The organism is Pseudomonas rossensis (assembly GCF_039888995.1).
In the GTDB taxonomy this organism is placed as follows: domain Bacteria; phylum Pseudomonadota; class Gammaproteobacteria; order Pseudomonadales; family Pseudomonadaceae; genus Aquipseudomonas; species Aquipseudomonas rossensis.
The window spans coordinates 1-16,998 of sequence record NZ_JBBWCB010000065.1 but is presented as its reverse complement, the minus strand read 5'-3'; the positions used below and the strand labels follow the sequence as shown (position 1 = coordinate 16,998).

At 57.4% G+C, this 16,998-nt stretch carries 14 protein-coding genes; 9 read left to right on the top strand and 5 right to left on the bottom strand.

All coding sequences use genetic code 11. From position 1 onward, the window contains the following. The 3 genes from pncB to WLY71_RS17930 form a co-directional block, all read right to left on the bottom strand. The gene (gene pncB, locus WLY71_RS17940) at positions 1 to 1,236 is read right to left on the bottom strand and encodes a nicotinate phosphoribosyltransferase (RefSeq protein ID WP_347804602.1); all 1,236 of its coding nucleotides are present in this window, start codon (positions 1,234 to 1,236) and stop codon (positions 1 to 3) included. Positions 1,237 to 1,661: 425 nt separating this feature from the next. Next, on the bottom strand, positions 1,662 to 1,919 hold the full coding sequence (locus WLY71_RS17935) for a hypothetical protein (RefSeq protein ID WP_347804601.1): 258 nt from the start codon (positions 1,917 to 1,919) through the stop codon (positions 1,662 to 1,664). Positions 1,920 to 2,039: 120 nt separating this feature from the next. Continuing rightward, positions 2,040 to 3,500: an alanine/glycine:cation symporter family protein gene (locus tag WLY71_RS17930; protein ID WP_347804600.1), complete on the bottom strand. Its 1,461-nt coding sequence runs from the start codon at positions 3,498 to 3,500 to the stop codon at positions 2,040 to 2,042. Between the two features lie 184 nt (positions 3,501 to 3,684). Here WLY71_RS17930 and WLY71_RS17925 point away from each other — a divergent pair, with 184 nt between their 5' ends. Next, positions 3,685 to 4,494, top strand: a complete 810-nt coding sequence (locus tag WLY71_RS17925; RefSeq protein WP_347804599.1) for a helix-turn-helix domain-containing protein — start codon at positions 3,685 to 3,687, stop codon at positions 4,492 to 4,494. A gap of 91 nt (positions 4,495 to 4,585) precedes the next feature. Here WLY71_RS17925 and WLY71_RS17920 read toward each other — a convergent pair whose 3' ends face one another. Continuing rightward, positions 4,586 to 5,497, bottom strand: a complete 912-nt coding sequence (locus WLY71_RS17920; RefSeq protein WP_347804598.1) for a LysR family transcriptional regulator — start codon at positions 5,495 to 5,497, stop codon at positions 4,586 to 4,588. Between the two features lie 174 nt (positions 5,498 to 5,671). Here WLY71_RS17920 and amaB point away from each other — a divergent pair, with 174 nt between their 5' ends. The 8 genes from amaB (at position 5,672) to WLY71_RS17880 (ending at position 15,568) form a co-directional block, all read left to right on the top strand. Continuing rightward, positions 5,672 to 7,162 carry an L-piperidine-6-carboxylate dehydrogenase gene (gene amaB / locus WLY71_RS17915; protein ID WP_347804597.1) on the top strand — a complete coding sequence of 497 codons (1,491 nt, stop codon included), beginning with the start codon at positions 5,672 to 5,674 and terminating at the stop codon, positions 7,160 to 7,162. Between the two features lie 151 nt (positions 7,163 to 7,313). Continuing rightward, the gene (gene amaA / locus WLY71_RS17910) at positions 7,314 to 8,597 is read left to right on the top strand and encodes an L-pipecolate oxidase (protein WP_008153371.1); all 1,284 of its coding nucleotides are present in this window, start codon (positions 7,314 to 7,316) and stop codon (positions 8,595 to 8,597) included. 364 nt (positions 8,598 to 8,961) lie between these two features. After that, positions 8,962 to 10,095, top strand: coding sequence for an ABC transporter substrate-binding protein (locus tag WLY71_RS17905; protein ID WP_347804596.1), 1,134 nt, complete (start codon positions 8,962 to 8,964; stop codon positions 10,093 to 10,095). Positions 10,096 to 10,265: 170 nt separating this feature from the next. Beyond that, the gene (locus WLY71_RS17900) at positions 10,266 to 11,180 is read left to right on the top strand and encodes an ABC transporter permease subunit (protein ID WP_347804595.1); all 915 of its coding nucleotides are present in this window, start codon (positions 10,266 to 10,268) and stop codon (positions 11,178 to 11,180) included. 3 nt (positions 11,181 to 11,183) lie between these two features. Then, positions 11,184 to 12,467 (top strand): high-affinity branched-chain amino acid ABC transporter permease LivM, encoded by a 1,284-nt coding sequence (livM, locus tag WLY71_RS17895; RefSeq protein WP_347804594.1) that lies wholly within the window; start codon positions 11,184 to 11,186, stop codon positions 12,465 to 12,467. Next, positions 12,464 to 13,339 (top strand): ABC transporter ATP-binding protein, encoded by an 876-nt coding sequence (locus WLY71_RS17890; protein WP_347804593.1) that lies wholly within the window; start codon positions 12,464 to 12,466, stop codon positions 13,337 to 13,339. Before livM ends, WLY71_RS17890 begins: the two co-directional genes overlap by 4 nt. Beyond that, positions 13,336 to 14,052 (top strand): ABC transporter ATP-binding protein, encoded by a 717-nt coding sequence (locus WLY71_RS17885; protein ID WP_347804592.1) that lies wholly within the window; start codon positions 13,336 to 13,338, stop codon positions 14,050 to 14,052. The genes WLY71_RS17890 and WLY71_RS17885 overlap by 4 nt, the downstream gene beginning before the upstream one ends. Before the next feature lie 748 nt (positions 14,053 to 14,800). Further along, a complete protein-coding gene (locus WLY71_RS17880; protein ID WP_056746308.1) occupies positions 14,801 to 15,568 on the top strand; it encodes an SDR family oxidoreductase in 768 nt (255 codons plus the stop codon). A gap of 118 nt (positions 15,569 to 15,686) precedes the next feature. Here the strand turns inward: WLY71_RS17880 and WLY71_RS17875 are convergent, their stop codons facing one another. Then, positions 15,687 to 16,820, bottom strand: coding sequence for an AGE family epimerase/isomerase (locus WLY71_RS17875; RefSeq protein ID WP_347804591.1), 1,134 nt, complete (start codon positions 16,818 to 16,820; stop codon positions 15,687 to 15,689). Positions 16,821 to 16,998 lie beyond the last annotated feature (178 nt).

The window sequence follows — 16,998 nt, the reverse complement described above, 5'->3', positions numbered from 1 at the left end:
TCACTCCTTGCTAGAAATGCTGGATGTACTGGGAAGGGCGGCAGGTACTTTGAAAACGTGTCGCAAATAGGCGACGAAATTCGGGTCTTTGCAGTGAGTCTTGCCAGGCTCATCGGAAATCTTTGCCACGGGTTGGCCGTTGCAGGCGGCCATTTTAAGCACGATGCTCATCGGTTCGACACCCGGAATATCGCACGTCAGGTTGGTGCCGATGCCAAAGCTGACATTGATCCGACCGCGCAGCGACCGAAAAATCTCCAACGACTTGGGCAGCGTCAGACTGTCGGAGAACACCAGCGTCTTGCTCATCGGGTCGATGCCGAGCTTGTGGTAATGGGCAATGGCCTTTTCCGCCCAGAGCACCGGGTCACCGGAATCATGGCGCAGGCCGTCAAACAGCTTGGCGAAGTACAGGTCGAAATCGTTGAGAAAGGCATCCGTGGTAATGCAATCGGTGAGGGCGATCCCCAAAAGGCCGCGGTACTCGCGGACCCAGCAATCGAGGGCGGCAATCTGACTGTCGATCAGTCGGGGGCCGAGTTGCTGATGGGCCATGATCCATTCGTGGGCCATGGTGCCCAACGGTTTCATGTCCAGCTCCCGTGAAAGGTGCACGTTGCTGGTGCCGACAAAACGACCGGGGAAATCGTGCTTGAGCACGTTCACCACTTCTTCCTGCACGCGGTACGAGAAGCGACGACGAGTGCCGAAATCGGCGACCTGCAATTCGGACAATTCCTCCGCGCTGGCGTTGGCGGTGAGCCAGTCGAACTTGCGGTAGAGCTGCTCACGCGCCTGTTCCAGGACGACTTCACGGTAGCGATATCGGTTGCGCACTTCGCTGACGATGGACAGCAGCGGCACTTCGAACAAGATCACGTGCAGCCATGGCCCGCGCAGGCGGATGAACAGCTCGCCGTTTTCGATACCGGTGTGGACGTAGCGCAGATTGAAGCGGAACAACCCGAGAAAGCGCAGGAAATCCGGCTTCATGAAGCTGATGCGCTCCATGAAGCTCAACTGGTCGGCGCTCAGGCTCAATTCGGCAAGGCGCTCGATCTGGAAGCGGATTTCCGCCAGGTATGGGCGCAAATCTTCACTGTTACGGCAACGAAACTCCCATTCGACTTCCACGTTCGGGTAGTTGTGCAGCACCGCCTGCATCATCGTCAGTTTGTAGAAGTCGGTGTCGAGCAGGTTCTGCACGATGCGATCGCCAAACACGCTCTCGCTCATAACGGGGATCTCCAGGCTGGCCGCGGCCCGTGGCAGCGACGTTGCAGCTGTTTCAATGAATGGGGGGTAGTGGCGCATATCAGCTGCCCGTTTTGCCAGCATTTTTTTGGCATTGACGTCGGTTTTTCATGGATTATTTCCATGGGCTGTCGAAGGCTGGGATTTTTTCGGGAGCATCGCAATAGCCTCTGCTCACTTGGAGCGATCATTGGGAAATGGCAGTTTTCGACAGTACCGTTTTGAACACGTAGGAAGGGAGTAAGTTATCGGGGCGGCATCAACAGCGGCTTGGACGACCAACGCAAGACTCTCCCAGCTTCTTAAGTAGCCATCAAGGTGCGAGTAACTAGGGATAAGACCAGTTTCAATCGCTTTTCTCATTGCAGCCTTAAGCATTTCATTGGTTGCTGGGGTGGCCATGATTCTCACTCCGCTTTTAAGGTGATTTGTTCTAGTGTGTCGACACCATCCTGCAGTAGTACATAAGCTGGAAGTATTAGTCGGAATAGATCAATGTCAGCGGTATGTTTAATGGTTACGGAGGTGAGTGTTTCTAAAAGACTGGTAGCGGTTCGAATCCAGAAGCAGGCATTTTCAAAGAGGTGGTTTGGGGTTATGTGTGTATCTATACAAAGTACCGGAACTTCGGAGGTGTTGGATTTAAGAGGGTGATAACGATTCATTAACAAGCTCCTTAAGAGTTTTTGATCGTGTTTGAATAGTGAGATCTATTGTTTATATATAGCCAACAATTGTTTCGCTGCTGAGCCGTTGCGAGTTCGCAATGGCTCAGGGTTTTTCATTTATGCCGATTGCGGAGATGTGCAGTTACGAGAAAGGTGGGCAGGATGCTTTAACGTGTTCTGGTCATTCTCTTTCGCCGGCCAGGCCGTAAAATCGAGATCCAGATCCTTGAACTTGCTGGAGTCGAACACTGGATTCTTGACTCCTGCGCGACGTTGCTCGTCATAGTCGTACAAGATGCGCATGCCGATGTTAAACAGCAAGGCCATGGCTATAAGGTTGACGAAGGCAAGCAGTGTCATGGTGATGTCGGCAAATGCGAGTACGGTGGAAAGGTCTTCAATCGAGCCCCAGAACACCAGCGCCAACACCAGTGCGCGGTAGATGAGCAAGGTTTTTCGGGGCTCACCGAACATGAACCGCAAGCTGTTTTCGCCCAAGTAGTAGTTATAGAGCATTGCGGTAAATACAAATAATGTCAGCGCCACGCTAATAAACATTCGACCCCACTCGCCAACGATGGCTGCCAGCGAGTTTTGTGCAAGCGCAATGCCGTCGCCTTCGAAACCGGGTGTATAGAAACCGGATAACAGGATGACCAATGCTGTGCAGGTGCAGATGACGAAGGTATCGATAAATACACTCAGTGCTTGCACCACGCCTTGGCTTATCGGATGTTCGACCTTGGCCACCGAAGCAACGTTGGGGGCGCTGCCCAGGCCCGCTTCATTGGAAAATACACCGCGCCTCACACCCATGATTATTGCAGTGCCGAGCAGTCCGCCGAACGCTTGGTCCAGGCCGAAAGCGCTCTTGACGATAGTCATTAACATCGAGGGCACCTGCTCCGATTGCAGGACAATTACATAGAGCGTGACCCCGACGTAGGCGAGAACTTTAAGCGGTACCAGCAGGTGGGCGACAGCTGCTATTCGTTTGATTCCACCCACAAATACAACAGCCAGCATCACCGACAATGCCAACCCCGACCAAGTGGTCGAAATGTCGAAAGCGTCCTTAAGCGAGTGCGATACGGCATGAGCTTCCAGGCCATTGATTGCAAAACCGAAGGTCACCAACAACAGGAGGGCGGCAATTATCCCTAGCCATCGTTTACCGAGACCATGCTGGATGTACCAGGATGGACCACCACGATAAAGGCCGTTTCCGTCGCTACGTTTGTAGAGTTGTCCAAGAGCGCATTCGAAAAAACTGCTCGACATGCCCAGGAGCGCGGTCATCCACATCCAGAACACGGCCCCTGGCCCGCCCATGCTCACGGCGATGCCGACACCAACGATGTTGCCCGTCCCGACTCGACCTGCGAGGCTGAGGGTTAATGCCTGTAACGAGCTCAGATGATGATTGCCTGTGCGCCAACTGACGCGCAATACCGATAGCATGTGAAAAAAATACCGAAACTGGACAAATCTTGATCGGATGGTGAAGTAGCCTCCCAACCCAAGGACCAATGGAATAAGGATTTTTCCGGAGAGAAAGTCATTGATGACTTCAAGCATTGAGTGCTCCCTGCTGTTATTAGAGTAGTGGCGAATTGTTCGGCTTTTGTTGGCTGTCTTGAGAAAACCTCAAGGCTCGTAATATCCGGTTATCGTATCGCTGAGTGCAATTTCGCGAGTTGCTTAAAAATGATGCGAGTTGCTGCTATGTTTGAGCCTTCTAGCACTATTGTAATGAGCTGATATGCGTGAATTTTTTCCAAATAACTTAAGGCAGCTATGCAGCCACTACCGATCTATCGCGGAGGTTTGTAGGAAACTTCGTATTAATCGAGGGCAGTTTAATAAGTACTTGAGTGGGAATAGTCTTCCGACACCGTTTAACCTTAAACGGATCTGTGATTTTTTTGGGGTTGAAGAATACGAAATACATTTGCCCACAGAGCAGTTCATCACGCTCATTGGCGTTAAAGCCAAGAAAATCAAGCCCTCGGACGAGGTGGCAGCGCCTCAGCGCATGCTTGATCACCTTCGCAGACAGTCTTCGTCGCAGCTCAAGGCCTATTGTGGTTATTACTACGAGTACTACTACGCGATGACAGAGCCAGGTTGCATTCTGTGTTCATTGGTGCACATAAGGGAGGAGGGCCAACATTTCGTGTATGAGCGAAATGAGCGGGTACAGATTGTTGGGGCAGAGGGGACATTTGAGCGGTATCGCTACGTTGGGGTTGCCTACTATCTACAGGATCGCTTGTTCCTGCTCGACTATGAGTCGCTGACGTCCAACGAGATCAGTCAGACCATTCTTATTCCAAACTATAAAAGTCGGATTATTCGACTCAATGGCTTGAAGATGGGTGTTTCAGCGGCCGACCATCGCACTCCGGCATGTTCGCGGGTGGTTTGGGAGTATTTGGGGCGGGAGATCAATCGAGTCAATGCGTATCGCAAGGTGCGGCTGTACAGAATGGATGATCCCTCCATCGATGAGGACCTGCGCGGACGCCTCGCTCAAACCAAAATCGTCGACGGCCTCTTTGGTATTGCGTGACGCCACTATGAGCCTGACAACCGGGTTGTTGGCTCATAGGGTCGCGACCCAACGGGGGCAAGCCCCCTCGCCACAGGTGTCGTGTCAGGTCTCAACTCTGCGGCGCATACGGATTGTCGATCTGCTCCAGCATCCACTTCACAAAATCCCGCACTTTCGGCACTTCGGCCGAATGCTCCGGATACGCCAGGTAATAGGCATCGGTGCTGGGCATCGCGTGCTGCCAGGGTATGACCAGTTTGCCGTCGGCCAATTCCTCTTCCACCAGAAACCGCGGCAACAGCGCCACACCACAGCCGACCTGGGCTGCGCGGATGCACATATAAAAGGTTTCAAAGCGCGGGCCGTGGTAGCTGTGTTCGGTGTGGTAGCCCTGACTGTCGAACCAGTCGTGCCAGGCCTGGGGCCGGGAGGCGTTTTGCAGCAGGACCAGGTCGGTGAGTTGCGTAGGATCGGTGAACGGCGTATTCGGCAGGCTGCCCGGTGCGCAGACCGGCACCAACTCTTCGCCGAACAGCTTCAGGCATTCAGTGCCGGGGCGTGAGCCCTGGCCGAAATAAAACGCCAGGTCGCTGCGACCTTGCAACAGATCGTCGGCTTCCTGTTCGCTGCACAGGTCCAGATGGATCGAGGGATGGCGCAGACGCCAGCCTTTCAAGCGTGGCACTAGCCAGCGCGCGCCGAAGGTCGGAGGCGTCGAGACGCGCAGGACTTCGGTTTCACCGCCGTAGGAGCGCAGGTAGTGGGTCGACATCTCGACCTGCGTGAGGATTTTTCGTACCTCCACCAGGTACAAATCACCGGCCGGGGTCATTTGCAGGCGTCGGCGCACCCGGCGGAACAACAGGTGCTGCAGCAATTCTTCGAGTTGCGCGACCTGTTTGCTGACAGCGCTCTGGGTCAGGTTCAGCTCTTCAGCCGCCCGGGTGAAGCTCAAATGCCGGGTTACGGCCTCAAAACACTGCAGCGCGGTGATCGACGGCAAGTAGCGTTTATTCAGCATTGGTTGTCCTTTTTCTTGTTTCTTTCTTACCAGCAATTCGCAGCATGAATAAACGGAATGATATCTCTCTTAAAGGTCGTTTGTTGGGTAACGTCGGGAGCGCTAAAACTACAGGCCTCACCAGCCGAATCAATCCGGCTGCACGTTTTCTGTTTTTCGCTTGAGGAGTGACCCATGGTTGCCGCATTGCTTGATCGTCTTGGTGTGAACCCGGCCCTGTACCAGAACGGCAAAGTGCCGGTGCATTCGCCGATCGATGGCAGCCAGATCGCCGCCGTGAACTGGGAAGGCGCCGCTGAAGTCGAGCAGCACATCAGTCGTGCAGATCATGCGTTTGAATTGTGGCGCAAGGTCCCGGCCCCGCGCCGTGGCGAACTGGTCCGCCAACTGGGCGATATCTTGCGCGAATACAAGGCCGACCTCGGCGAGCTGGTGTCCTGGGAAGCCGGCAAGATCACCCAGGAAGGTCTGGGTGAAGTTCAGGAAATGATCGACATCTGCGATTTCGCCGTCGGCCTGTCCCGTCAGCTGTACGGTTTGACCATCGCTTCCGAGCGTCCTGGCCACCACATGCGCGAAACCTGGCACCCGCTGGGTGTCGTTGGCGTCATCAGCGCGTTCAACTTCCCGGTTGCGGTCTGGGCCTGGAACACCGCGCTGGCGTTGGTCTGCGGCAACCCGGTGATCTGGAAGCCGTCGGAGAAAACCCCGCTGACCGCCCTGGCCTGCCAGGCGTTGTTCGACCGTGTACTGAAGAACTTCAGCGACGCGCCACCGCACCTGAGCCAAGTCATCATCGGCGGCCGTGATGCCGGCGAAGCGCTGGTCGATGACCCGCGTGTCGCGCTGATCAGCGCCACCGGCAGCACCCGCATGGGCCGCGAAGTAGCACCGAAAATCGCCGCACGTTTCGCTCGCAGCATTCTGGAACTGGGCGGCAACAACGCAATGATCCTCGGCCCAAGCGCCGACCTGGACATGGCCGTACGGGCCATCCTGTTCAGCGCCGTCGGCACCGCCGGTCAGCGTTGCACCACGCTGCGTCGCCTGATTGCCCATGAATCGGTGAAAGAAGAAATCGTCACCCGCCTGAAGGCCGCGTACTCCAAAGTGCGTATCGGCAACCCACTGGAAGGCAACCTGATTGGTCCACTGATCGACAAGCACAGCTTCGAAAACATGCAGGATGCGCTTGAGCAGGCCTTGAGCGAAGGCGGCCGGGTGTTCGGCGGCAAGCGCCAGCTGGAAGACAAATTCCCTAACGCTTATTACGTCTCGCCGGCGATCGTTGAAATGCCGGAGCAGAGCGACGTGGTCTGCAGCGAAACCTTCGCGCCGATTTTGTACGTGGTGGGTTACAAGGAATTCGGCGAAGCGCTGCGCCTGAACAACGCCGTGCCACAAGGCCTGTCGTCGTGCATCTTCACCACTGACGTACGTGAAGCCGAGCAGTTCATGTCGGCGGTGGGCAGTGACTGCGGCATCGCAAACGTCAACATCGGCCCGAGCGGCGCGGAAATCGGCGGGGCGTTTGGCGGTGAGAAAGAAACGGGCGGCGGTCGTGAATCCGGCTCCGATGCATGGCGCGGCTACATGCGTCGCCAGACGAATACCGTGAACTATTCGCTGGAGTTGCCGTTGGCTCAGGGCATAACGTTCGACTGATGGATTGGTGTTGCTCCTCAAAAGATCGCAGCCTGCGGCAGCTCCTACGGGATTGTGCCTGGCTGCGGTTTTGTAGGAGCTGCCGCAGGCTGCGATCTTTTAGTGGCCTCTGCACAACGAGGGTTGGTTAGGTTTCTGTTGGAGTCTGGCAATGCCGTTACGCGAAGAATGTCTGTGGGAAAAACTGACGCCGCAAAGGCCTGACAACGCGGCGCTCAAGGGCGAAGTGACGGTGGATGTCTGCGTCATCGGCGCCGGTTTCACCGGTCTGTCGGCGGCGGTGCATCTGCTGGAAAAAGGCAAAAGCGTCTGTGTACTGGAAGCCCATCGCGCCGGTCATGGCGGATCGGGGCGCAACGTCGGGCTGGTCAATGCCGGGATGTGGATTCCACCGGACGAGATCGAAGCCGGTTTCGGCGAGGCGGTCGGCAGTCAGCTTAATCGCATGCTCGGTGCGGCACCGTCCCTGGTGTTCAGCCTTGTGGATAAGTACAACATCGATTGCCAGTTACGCCGTGAAGGCACGTTGCACATGGCGCACAACGCCCGTGGCGAAGCGGACTTGCGCAGCCGTGAAGAACAATGGAAACGTCGCGGCGCGCCGGTTGAACTGCTGACCGGTCAAGCCTGCGAACAAGCGACGGGTACCAAAAAGATTGCCGCCGCGCTGCTCGATCGACGTGCTGGCACGATCAACCCAATGGCTTACACAACGGGGCTGGCCAAAGCGGCCATCGGTCTCGGCGGTCAGTTGTTCGATCATTCCCCGGTGACCCGACTCGAACGCCAGGGGCAGCGCTGGTCGGTACAAACCGCTCAGGGTTCGGTGCTTGCCGAGCAAGTCGTGATTGCCTCTAACGCCTACACCGAAGGTGACTGGACGGAATTGCGGCGCAACTTCTTCCCCGGTTATTACTATCAAGTGGCGTCGGTCCCGCTGACCGAAGAGGCTGCGCAGCAAATTCTCCCGGGTGGCCAGGGTTCATGGGACACCCGCCAGGTCCTCAGCAGTGTTCGTCGAGATAAGGACGGCCGTCTGCTGCTCGGCAGTCTCGGTAATGGCAATCAGAAGCCGACCTGGTTCCTTAAAGCCTGGGCCGACCGGGTTCAGCAGCACTATTTTCCTTATCTCAAACCGGTGGAATGGGAGTGCACCTGGACCGGTTGCATCGCCTTCACCCCCGATCATTTGATGCGTTTGTTCGAGCCGGCGCCCGGTTTGGTGGCAGTCACCGGTTACAACGGCCGGGGCGTCACTACTGGCACTGTCGTCGGCAAAGCCTTTGCCGATTATCTGTGTAACGGAAATCCTCAAGCACTGCCGATTCCCTTTGCGCCCATGCAGCCATTGGCGGGCGTGGGATTGCGCAGCTGTCTGTACGAGGCCGGATTCTCGCTGTATCACGCAGGCCAGTGCCTGCGGATCGTTATTTGATTGTTGAAATTTGTTGCTGAAAGCGGCGCTTTTTCGCGCAGCGACTAGCCTGTAAAAGGTGCGGGTTGTAGCAGTTCCGCACCAGCAGTGTGCACTTCGGTGACGCACGTTGTTACAGGCTGGTTGCACGTCGTTTGGCGCCGCGGTTGCAATGATGGCGCGCTCGGGTTGCGCCTTTAAAAATAAATGGTTTCACCTTCCGCGGTTTAGACGGTTGCACGCCCAATGAAAATGGGATCGAAACAGTCGAATTAACAATAAAGCAGCGACTTTTTTCAGAATAAAAAACCGATGGCACGGCCCTTGCTCTGAGCATTCAGGAAGTCGCAGTGCCAACTAAAAAAAAACCTTGGAGCACCACCTCATGTCCCAGACGTTTTACAAGAAAGGCTTTCTGGCCCTCGCAGTGGCAACTGCGTTGGGTGTTTCTGCGTTTGCACAGGCTGATGTGAAAATCGGTGTGGCGGGACCGATGACCGGCGCCAACGCGGCATTTGGCGAGCAGTACATGAAGGGTGCACAGGCTGCGGCCGATGCGGTCAACGCAGCGGGCGGTGTAAACGGGGAAAAAATCGTACTGGTCAAAGGCGATGACGCCTGCGAACCGAAACAGGCTGTGACGGTCGCCAAGGACCTGACCAACCAGAAAGTCGCTGGCGTAGTCGGTCACTTCTGCTCCTCCTCGACGATCCCAGCTTCGGAGATCTACGACGAAGCGGGCATCATCGCGATTACTCCAGGCTCCACCAACCCGGCAGTTACCGAGCGTGGCCTGAGTGCCATGTTCCGTATGTGCGGGCGTGACGACCAGCAAGGCATCGTGGCCGGTGACTATATCGTCGACGTGCTCAAGGGCAAGAAAGTCGTCGTCCTGCATGACAAGGACACCTACGGCCAAGGCCTGGCGGACGCTACCAAGGCCCAGCTGGAAAAACGCGGCGTTAAGCCGGTGCTGTACGAAGGTCTGACCCGTGGCGAGAAAGACTTCAGCACCATCGTTACCAAAATTCGCGGCGCTGGTGCCGACGTCGTCTACTTCGGCGGTCTGCACCCGGAAGCCGGTCCTCTGGTTCGCCAACTGCGTGAGCAAGGTCTCAAGGACGTCAAGTTCATGTCCGATGACGGCATCGTCACCGATGAACTGGTGACCACCGCTGGTGGCCCACAATTCGTCGACGGCGTATTGATGACCTTCGGCGCTGACCCGCGCATGCTGCCAGACAGCAAGACTGTGGTAGACGCGTTCCGTAAAGCCGGTACCGAGCCTGAAGGCTACACCCTTTACGCCTACGCTTCGGTTCAGACCCTGGCAGCTGCCTTCAATGGCGCCAAGTCCAACAAAGGCGAAGAAGCCGCCAAATGGCTGAAAGCCAACACGGTCAAAACCGTGATGGGCGACAAGGCCTGGGATTCCAAGGGCGACCTGAAAGTCTCCGACTACGTGGTTTACCAGTGGGACAAGGACGGCAAATACCACCAACTGGAAAAACAGAAGTGATATGAACGGCTGATTGCCCGGCGCACTGTGCGCCGGGCAATCAAAGAACATGTCCGTGCAGTACCTGTCTTTTCTCGTAGAGCTGCACACAACCCGCTTGCGTCGGCGGCTGAACCCCGGTCCATCGCACCCGGCTTCTGTGCAGTCTCTCAAATGCGTGAGATTGCGTTATGGATGGTATTTTCCTGCAGCAACTGGTCAACGGCCTGACCCTCGGGTCGGTCTATGGCCTGATCGCCATCGGCTACACAATGGTCTATGGCATCATCGGCATGATCAACTTCGCCCATGGCGAGGTTTACATGATCTCTGCTTACCTAGCGGCGATCAGTCTGGCTCTGCTGGCATACTTCGGTATTGAATCCTTCCCTCTGCTGATGCTTGGCACACTGATTTTCACCATCATCGTCACGGCGGTGTATGGCTGGGTCATCGAACGGGTTGCCTATAAACCCCTGCGTAACTCCACCCGACTGGCACCGCTGATCAGCGCCATCGGCATTTCGCTGATCCTGCAAAACTATGCGCAGATCGCCCAAGGCGCGAAGCAACAAGGGGTTCCCACACTGCTGACCGGTGCCTGGCGGGTTGAGGTCGGAAGCGGCTTCGTGCAGCTCACCTACACCAAGATCTTCATTCTGGTCGCCGCGTTTGCCGGGATGGCCCTGCTGACCTACGTCATCAAGTACACCAAGCTCGGCCGCATGTGCCGCGCCACCCAGCAAGATCGCAAGATGGCCTCGATTCTGGGGATCAACACCGATCGGGTGATTTCCTACGTGTTCATCATCGGTGCAGCGATGGCGGCCCTGGCCGGCGTGCTGATCACCATGAACTACGGCACGTTCGACTTCTACGCCGGCTTCATCATCGGGATCAAAGCGTTCACCGCAGCGGTACTCGGCGGAATCGGCTCGCTACCCGGCGCGATGCTTGGCGGGATCATTCTCGGGATCTCCGAATCGCTGTTCTCTGGTCTGGTGAACTCGGACTACAAAGACGTTTTCAGCTTCTCGCTGCTCGTTCTCGTTCTGGTCTTTCGGCCCCAAGGCCTGCTCGGCCGTCCTCTTGTGTCGAAGGTGTAAGCGATGTCTTCAACCACTAAAAAAACCATTGATCTCAAAAGAAGCCTGGTTGACGCGATTCTTGCCGGCCTTGTCGCCCTGATTGTGTTCGGCCCGATTGTCGGCGTGGTCCTCGACGGCTACGGCTTCAACCTGGAAACGACCCGTGTGGCATGGATTGTCGCCATCGTCATGGCCGGCCGCTTTGCCTTGAGCCTGTTCCTGCAAACCCCCAAGGGCCTGAGAATTCTCGAAGGCTTTGAAAGCACCGGTTCCGGGGTTCATGTACTGCCGCCTGATTACAAATCCCGGTTGCGCTGGATCATCCCGCTGTTGATCGTCATTGCCGTGGTGTTCCCGTTCTTCTCCAACTCCTACCTGTTGGGCGTGGTCATCCTCGGGCTGATCTACGTACTGCTGGGCCTGGGGCTGAACATCGTGGTCGGCCTGGCCGGTCTACTCGACCTGGGTTACGTGGCGTTCTACGCCATCGGTGCCTACGGGCTGGCGCTTGGTTACCAATACCTCGGTCTGGGCTTCTGGACGGTGCTGCCGTTGGCGGCGATTACCGCGGGCCTTGCCGGTTGCATCCTCGGTTTCCCGGTGCTGCGTCTGCACGGTGACTACCTGGCGATCGTGACGCTGGGCTTCGGTGAAATCATCCGGTTGATCCTCAATAACTGGCTGTCCCTGACCGGTGGCCCGAATGGCATGGCCGCTCCGCTGCCTACATTCTTTGGCCTGGAGTTCGGCAAACGAGCGAAGGAGGGTGGAATACCTTTCCATGAGTTCTTCGGGATCCCCTATAACTCGGATGTGAAGTACTACTTCATCTACGCCGTGTTGTTCCTGGTGGTGCTGGCCGTGCTGTACATCAAGCACCGCTTGACCCGCATGCCGGTCGGTCGCGCCTGGGAAGCCTTGCGCGAAGACGAAATCGCTTGCCGCTCCATGGGCCTGAACCACGTATTGGTCAAGCTATCGGCGTTCACCATCGGTGCATCGACGGCCGGTCTGGCCGGGGTGTTCTTCGCCACTTATCAAGGCTTCGTCAACCCGACCTCGTTCACTTTCTTCGAATCGGCCCTGATCCTCGCCATCGTGGTGCTCGGCGGGATGGGCTCCACCATCGGCGTGGTGATTGCAGCGTTCGTGCTGACCGTTGCGCCGGAGCTGCTACGCGGCTTTGCGGAGTATCGCGTGCTGCTGTTCGGCGTGCTGATGGTGTTGATGATGATCTGGCGACCGCGCGGCCTGATTCGGATCAGCCGTACCGGTGTGACCCCGCGTAGAGGAGTAGCGCCATGAGCGAAGTCGTACTCTCGGTCGAGAAGCTGATGATGCACTTCGGCGGCATCAAGGCGTTGAGCGATGTCAGCCTCAAGGTGCATCGCAACTCGATCTTCGCCCTGATCGGCCCCAACGGCGCCGGCAAGACCACCGTGTTCAACTGCCTGACCGGGTTCTACAAGGCCTCCGGCGGCAAGATCGAACTCAATACCCGTGGCGAGCGCACCGATGTCATCCAGCTGCTGGGCGAATCGTTCAAAGCCACCGATTTCGTTTCGCCGAAAAGCTTCATCACCCGGCTCCGCTACAAGATGTTCGGCGGCACCCACCTGGTGAACCGGGCAGGCCTGGCGCGCACGTTCCAGAACATTCGCCTGTTCAAGGAAATGTCGGTGCTGGAAAACCTGCTGGTGGCCCAGCACATGTGGGTCAATCGCAACATGTTGGCCGGTATCCTCAACACCAAGGGCTACCGCAAGGCTGAAAGCGATGCGTTGGACCATGCCTTCTACTGGCTGGAAGTCGTGGACCTGGTGGACTGCGCCAACCGTCTGGCCGGTGAGCTGTCCTATGGTCAGCAACGCCGTCTGGAAATCGCCCGGGCCATGTGCACCCGGCCGCAGATCATCTGCCTCGACGAACCGGCCGCCGGCCTCAACCCTCAGGAAACCGAAGCGCTGAGCGCGATGATCCGGCTGCTGCGCGACGAGCACGATCTGACCGTGGTGCTGATCGAACACGACATGGGCATGGTAATGAGCATTTCCGACCACATCGTAGTGCTGGACCACGGCATCGTCATCGCCGAGGGCGGCCCTGATGCGATTCGTAACGATCCGAAAGTGATTGCGGCCTACCTGGGCGCCGATGAAGAGGAAGTGGTGCTATGAGCCAACCCATCCTCGAACTGAAGGATTTGGATGTGTTCTACGGGCCGATCCAGGCTCTGAAGAAAGTCTCGCTGCAGATCAATGAAGGTGAAACGGTCAGCCTGATCGGCTCCAACGGCGCCGGCAAATCGACCCTGCTGATGTCGATTTTCGGTCAGCCGCGGGCGGCGGATGGGCAGATCATCTATCAGGGTGTGGATATCACCCATAAGTCGTCCCACTACATCGCCTCCAACGGCATCGCTCAATCGCCGGAAGGGCGGCGGGTGTTCCCTGACATGACCGTCGAGGAAAACCTGCTGATGGGCACCATTCCTATCGGTGACAAGTACGCCAAGGAAGACATGCAACGCATGTTCGAGTTGTTCCCGCGACTCGAAGAGCGGCGCACCCAGCGGGCCATGACCATGTCCGGCGGCGAACAGCAAATGCTCGCCATCGCACGTGCGTTGATGAGTCGGCCGAAACTGCTGTTGCTTGACGAGCCGAGCCTGGGTCTGGCGCCGATTGTGGTGAAACAGATCTTCGCGACTCTGCGGGAACTGGCGAAAACCGGCATGACCATCTTCCTGGTCGAGCAGAACGCCAACCACGCCCTCAAACTGTCGGACCGGGCGTACGTGATGGTCAATGGCGAGATCCGCCTCACGGGCACCGGCAAGGAGCTGCTGGTTAACGAGGAAGTGCGTAACGCCTATCTCGGCGGGCACTGAGTCTGCGCTGCAACAACAAGCCCCGACGAGCAATCGCCGGGGCTTTTTTACACCTCCAAAACACCATTAATCCCTGTGGGGGCGAGCTTTCTGGAAATTGTGGAAAACAATATTCACAAGCTCTCAAAGCGCGACATAAAGCCGCTGCAAATAGTTGTTTTGTCACGGTTTTGACTTGTCCCCGTTTGCTGTGGAGCTGGCTGTGAATAACGTGGGAGTAGCTGGCTGAAAGCCTTTGAAACCGTGGCTTGCAGAGTTGTGGTTGTTTTTTGATCAGGCATTTTTGCGGGACCGCGAGCGGGCTTTGTCAACCTTTTTGTTGGTGACGAAAGCAGGGCGAAATGGAGTGGAGCTGCCTGTGGATAAGTCTGTGGTTAAACTCTGGAAAGACTCGGCTGAAGGCCGTAGTTACTGGCTTGGCGCCATCGTCGGTATGACCGGTCAATCGTGCAAAATGCCATGGGCTACACACCCCGCGTTCCAGGGTCAAGCAAAAAAATTTCCAATTTGCCCGCAAAGCCTTGTGCACAGCGGCTTACAGCTTTTCCACTTGCCCCCGGAAACTGTGGACCGGCCTGTGGATAAGGTGCGCGCACATGGCTGAAAGCCACGGCGGGTAAGGTGTGGCAACGTTTGATCGTTTTTTGTACAGCTTCTGCGGTAGTTGCCGCTGTTGGCAAGGCCGGGCATGCTGGCTGCTGATTTTCTATTCCAGTGGCTGTCGATCAGCCGAAGCAAGGAGAACACGATGTCCAACACCCTGTTTATTACCGGCGCGACCTCCGGTTTTGGTGAAGCCTGCGCCCGTCGTTTTGCCGAAGCCGGCTGGAAACTGGTGCTGACCGGCCGTCGTGAAGAGCGCCTCAATGCGCTGTGCGCCGAGTTGTCGAAGCAGACTGAGGTCCATGGCCTGGTGCTCGACGTGCGTGATCGCAAGGCCATGGAGGAGGCAATCGCCAACCTGCCGCCATCCTTCGCCAAACTGCGCGGGCTGATCAACAACGCCGGCCTGGCCCTGGGCGTTGACCCGGCGCCCAAGTGCGACCTCGACGATTGGGACACCATGGTCGACACCAACATCAAAGGCCTGATGTACAGCACTCGTCTGTTGTTGCCCCGCCTGATTGCTCACGGTCGTGGCGCCGGCATCGTCAACCTAGGCTCCATCGCCGGCAACTACCCGTACCCGGGCAGCCATGTGTATGGCGCGAGCAAGGCGTTCGTCAAACAGTTCTCCCTGAACCTGCGCTGCGACCTGCAAGGTACAGGCGTGCGGGTGAGCAATATCGAGCCGGGCCTGTGCGAAAGCGAGTTTTCACTGGTGCGTTTCGCTGGTGATCAGGAGCGTTACAACGCGACCTACGCCGGTGCCGAGCCGATCCAGCCGCAAGACATCGCCGACACCATTTTCTGGGTGCTCAATGCCCCGGCGCACATCAATATCAACAGCCTGGAGCTGATGCCGGTGAGCCAGACGTGGAGTGGGTTTGCGATTGAGCGTAATGCCAAGGCTTAAGATCGCGTAACGGCCATCGCGGGCAAGCCCGCTCCCACAGGATTTGTGTTGAATCGCCGTTTCGCAAACGACACAAACCTTGTGGGAGCCGGGCTTGCCCGCGATAGCAATCTCTCAGTCAGCCGAGATAGTCGGCTAATCCGCGATAGCAGGTTGCCAAGTGATAAGGCGTGGTCGACGGCATGTCCCGACGGGTCACATCCCCGTTCTCGTCACGGCACTCATACCAGCCACCCGCATGCAGAAAGCGCTGTTGCAACGCCTGCAACTTGTGCAGCACCGCGGCCTCGCTGTCTGGTCGCAAGGTCAGGGCACGCAGGTATTCAGCCTGAGCCCAGATTCGCTGCGTAGCGTCCCGAGGTGGGCCGTTCGGTTCCAGGTCGAGCATGGCCCGCACGGCGCCGGTCTGTTGATCGACGCCCAGTTGTTCGGTGAACGCAAAAGCACGTTCCAGAGAAGCATGCAGTGCCGAACCGCGCAGCAACGAAGACGATTCCAGCAGGAAATACCACTCGAACTGGTGCCCCGGTTCAAACCAGTTATCCACAGCGCCCAGCGGTTTTTCCATCAACACACCGTGTTGCGGGTCGATAAAACGCTTTTGCATCGCTGTGCATAACTCTACGAGCGCGTCTTGCACGGCGATGTCTTTGCGCATCGACAGCGTGGCGAGGAAGGCTTCGGCCAAGTGCATCAGGGGATTTTGCAGCGGCCCGGACTCGAGCGAGGACCAGTCACGGTCGAGGCTGGCTTCGTACAGGCCGTCGCCCGTGGCGAAGCGCTGCGCGACCACTTCCAGTACGGCGTTGAGCACCGATTCCACCCGCGGCTCGCGGACCTTGTCCCAGTAATGGGCGCAGGCGAACAGGATGAAAGCGTGGGTGTAGAGGTCTTTGCGCTGATCCAGAGGCGCGCCCTGCGGGTCGATGCTATAGAACCAGCCGCCATGCTCGGCGTCGTGGAAATGCTGCTGCAGGGAGCGGAACAGCGCTGCGGCGCGCTCTTCGGCGGCCGGTACCTGGCCTATCAGGCTGGAAAACAGGTAGAGCTGCCGCGCGCAGGCCATGGCCCGATAGCGTTGGGGAGGCAGCGGTTGGTGCTCGGCGTCCAGCGCCTCATAGGGCAGCGCCATGTCGGCATTCCAGCCGGGGCCTTGCCAGAGCGGCACGATCACGTTCTGGAGGTGCTGTTGCACCGAGGCAAACAGAGCGGTCAATTCAGGCTGGGAGGCGGAGCGGGAAACAGGCGGCATTGGCTGGCGTCGTCACGGCAGGGTTGATTGCGCGACATGTTAGCAGAGAGGCCGGCCGGAGAGATGCGGTGTCTGTCAGACCGCTATCGCGAGCAAGCTCGGCTCCCACAGGAGTACGCATTCCACTGTGGGAGCCGAGCTTGCTCGCGATGAGGGCATCACAGGCGATAAAGAAATC

Bases quoted from the DNA above. Each gene is read 5' to 3' on its own strand.
- amaA (WP_008153371.1), top strand. From the start codon at position 7,314: ATGCCGTTACGCGAAGAATGTCTGTGGGAAAAACTGACGCCGCAAAGG.
- WLY71_RS17900 (WP_347804595.1), top strand. From the start codon at position 10,266: ATGGATGGTATTTTCCTGCAGCAACTGGTCAACGGCCTGACCCTCGGG.
- WLY71_RS17925 (WP_347804599.1), top strand. From the start codon at position 3,685: ATGCGTGAATTTTTTCCAAATAACTTAAGGCAGCTATGCAGCCACTAC.
- WLY71_RS17935 (WP_347804601.1), bottom strand. From the start codon at position 1,919: ATGAATCGTTATCACCCTCTTAAATCCAACACCTCCGAAGTTCCGGTA.
- livM (WP_347804594.1), top strand. From the start codon at position 11,184: ATGTCTTCAACCACTAAAAAAACCATTGATCTCAAAAGAAGCCTGGTT.
- WLY71_RS17890 (WP_347804593.1), top strand. From the start codon at position 12,464: ATGAGCGAAGTCGTACTCTCGGTCGAGAAGCTGATGATGCACTTCGGC.
- WLY71_RS17905 (WP_347804596.1), top strand. From the start codon at position 8,962: ATGTCCCAGACGTTTTACAAGAAAGGCTTTCTGGCCCTCGCAGTGGCA.
- amaB (WP_347804597.1), top strand. From the start codon at position 5,672: ATGGTTGCCGCATTGCTTGATCGTCTTGGTGTGAACCCGGCCCTGTAC.
- WLY71_RS17885 (WP_347804592.1), top strand. From the start codon at position 13,336: ATGAGCCAACCCATCCTCGAACTGAAGGATTTGGATGTGTTCTACGGG.
- pncB (WP_347804602.1), bottom strand. From the start codon at position 1,236: ATGAGCGAGAGCGTGTTTGGCGATCGCATCGTGCAGAACCTGCTCGAC.
- WLY71_RS17880 (WP_056746308.1), top strand. From the start codon at position 14,801: ATGTCCAACACCCTGTTTATTACCGGCGCGACCTCCGGTTTTGGTGAA.
- WLY71_RS17875 (WP_347804591.1), bottom strand. From the start codon at position 16,820: ATGCCGCCTGTTTCCCGCTCCGCCTCCCAGCCTGAATTGACCGCTCTG.
- WLY71_RS17920 (WP_347804598.1), bottom strand. From the start codon at position 5,497: ATGCTGAATAAACGCTACTTGCCGTCGATCACCGCGCTGCAGTGTTTT.
- WLY71_RS17930 (WP_347804600.1), bottom strand. From the start codon at position 3,500: ATGCTTGAAGTCATCAATGACTTTCTCTCCGGAAAAATCCTTATTCCA.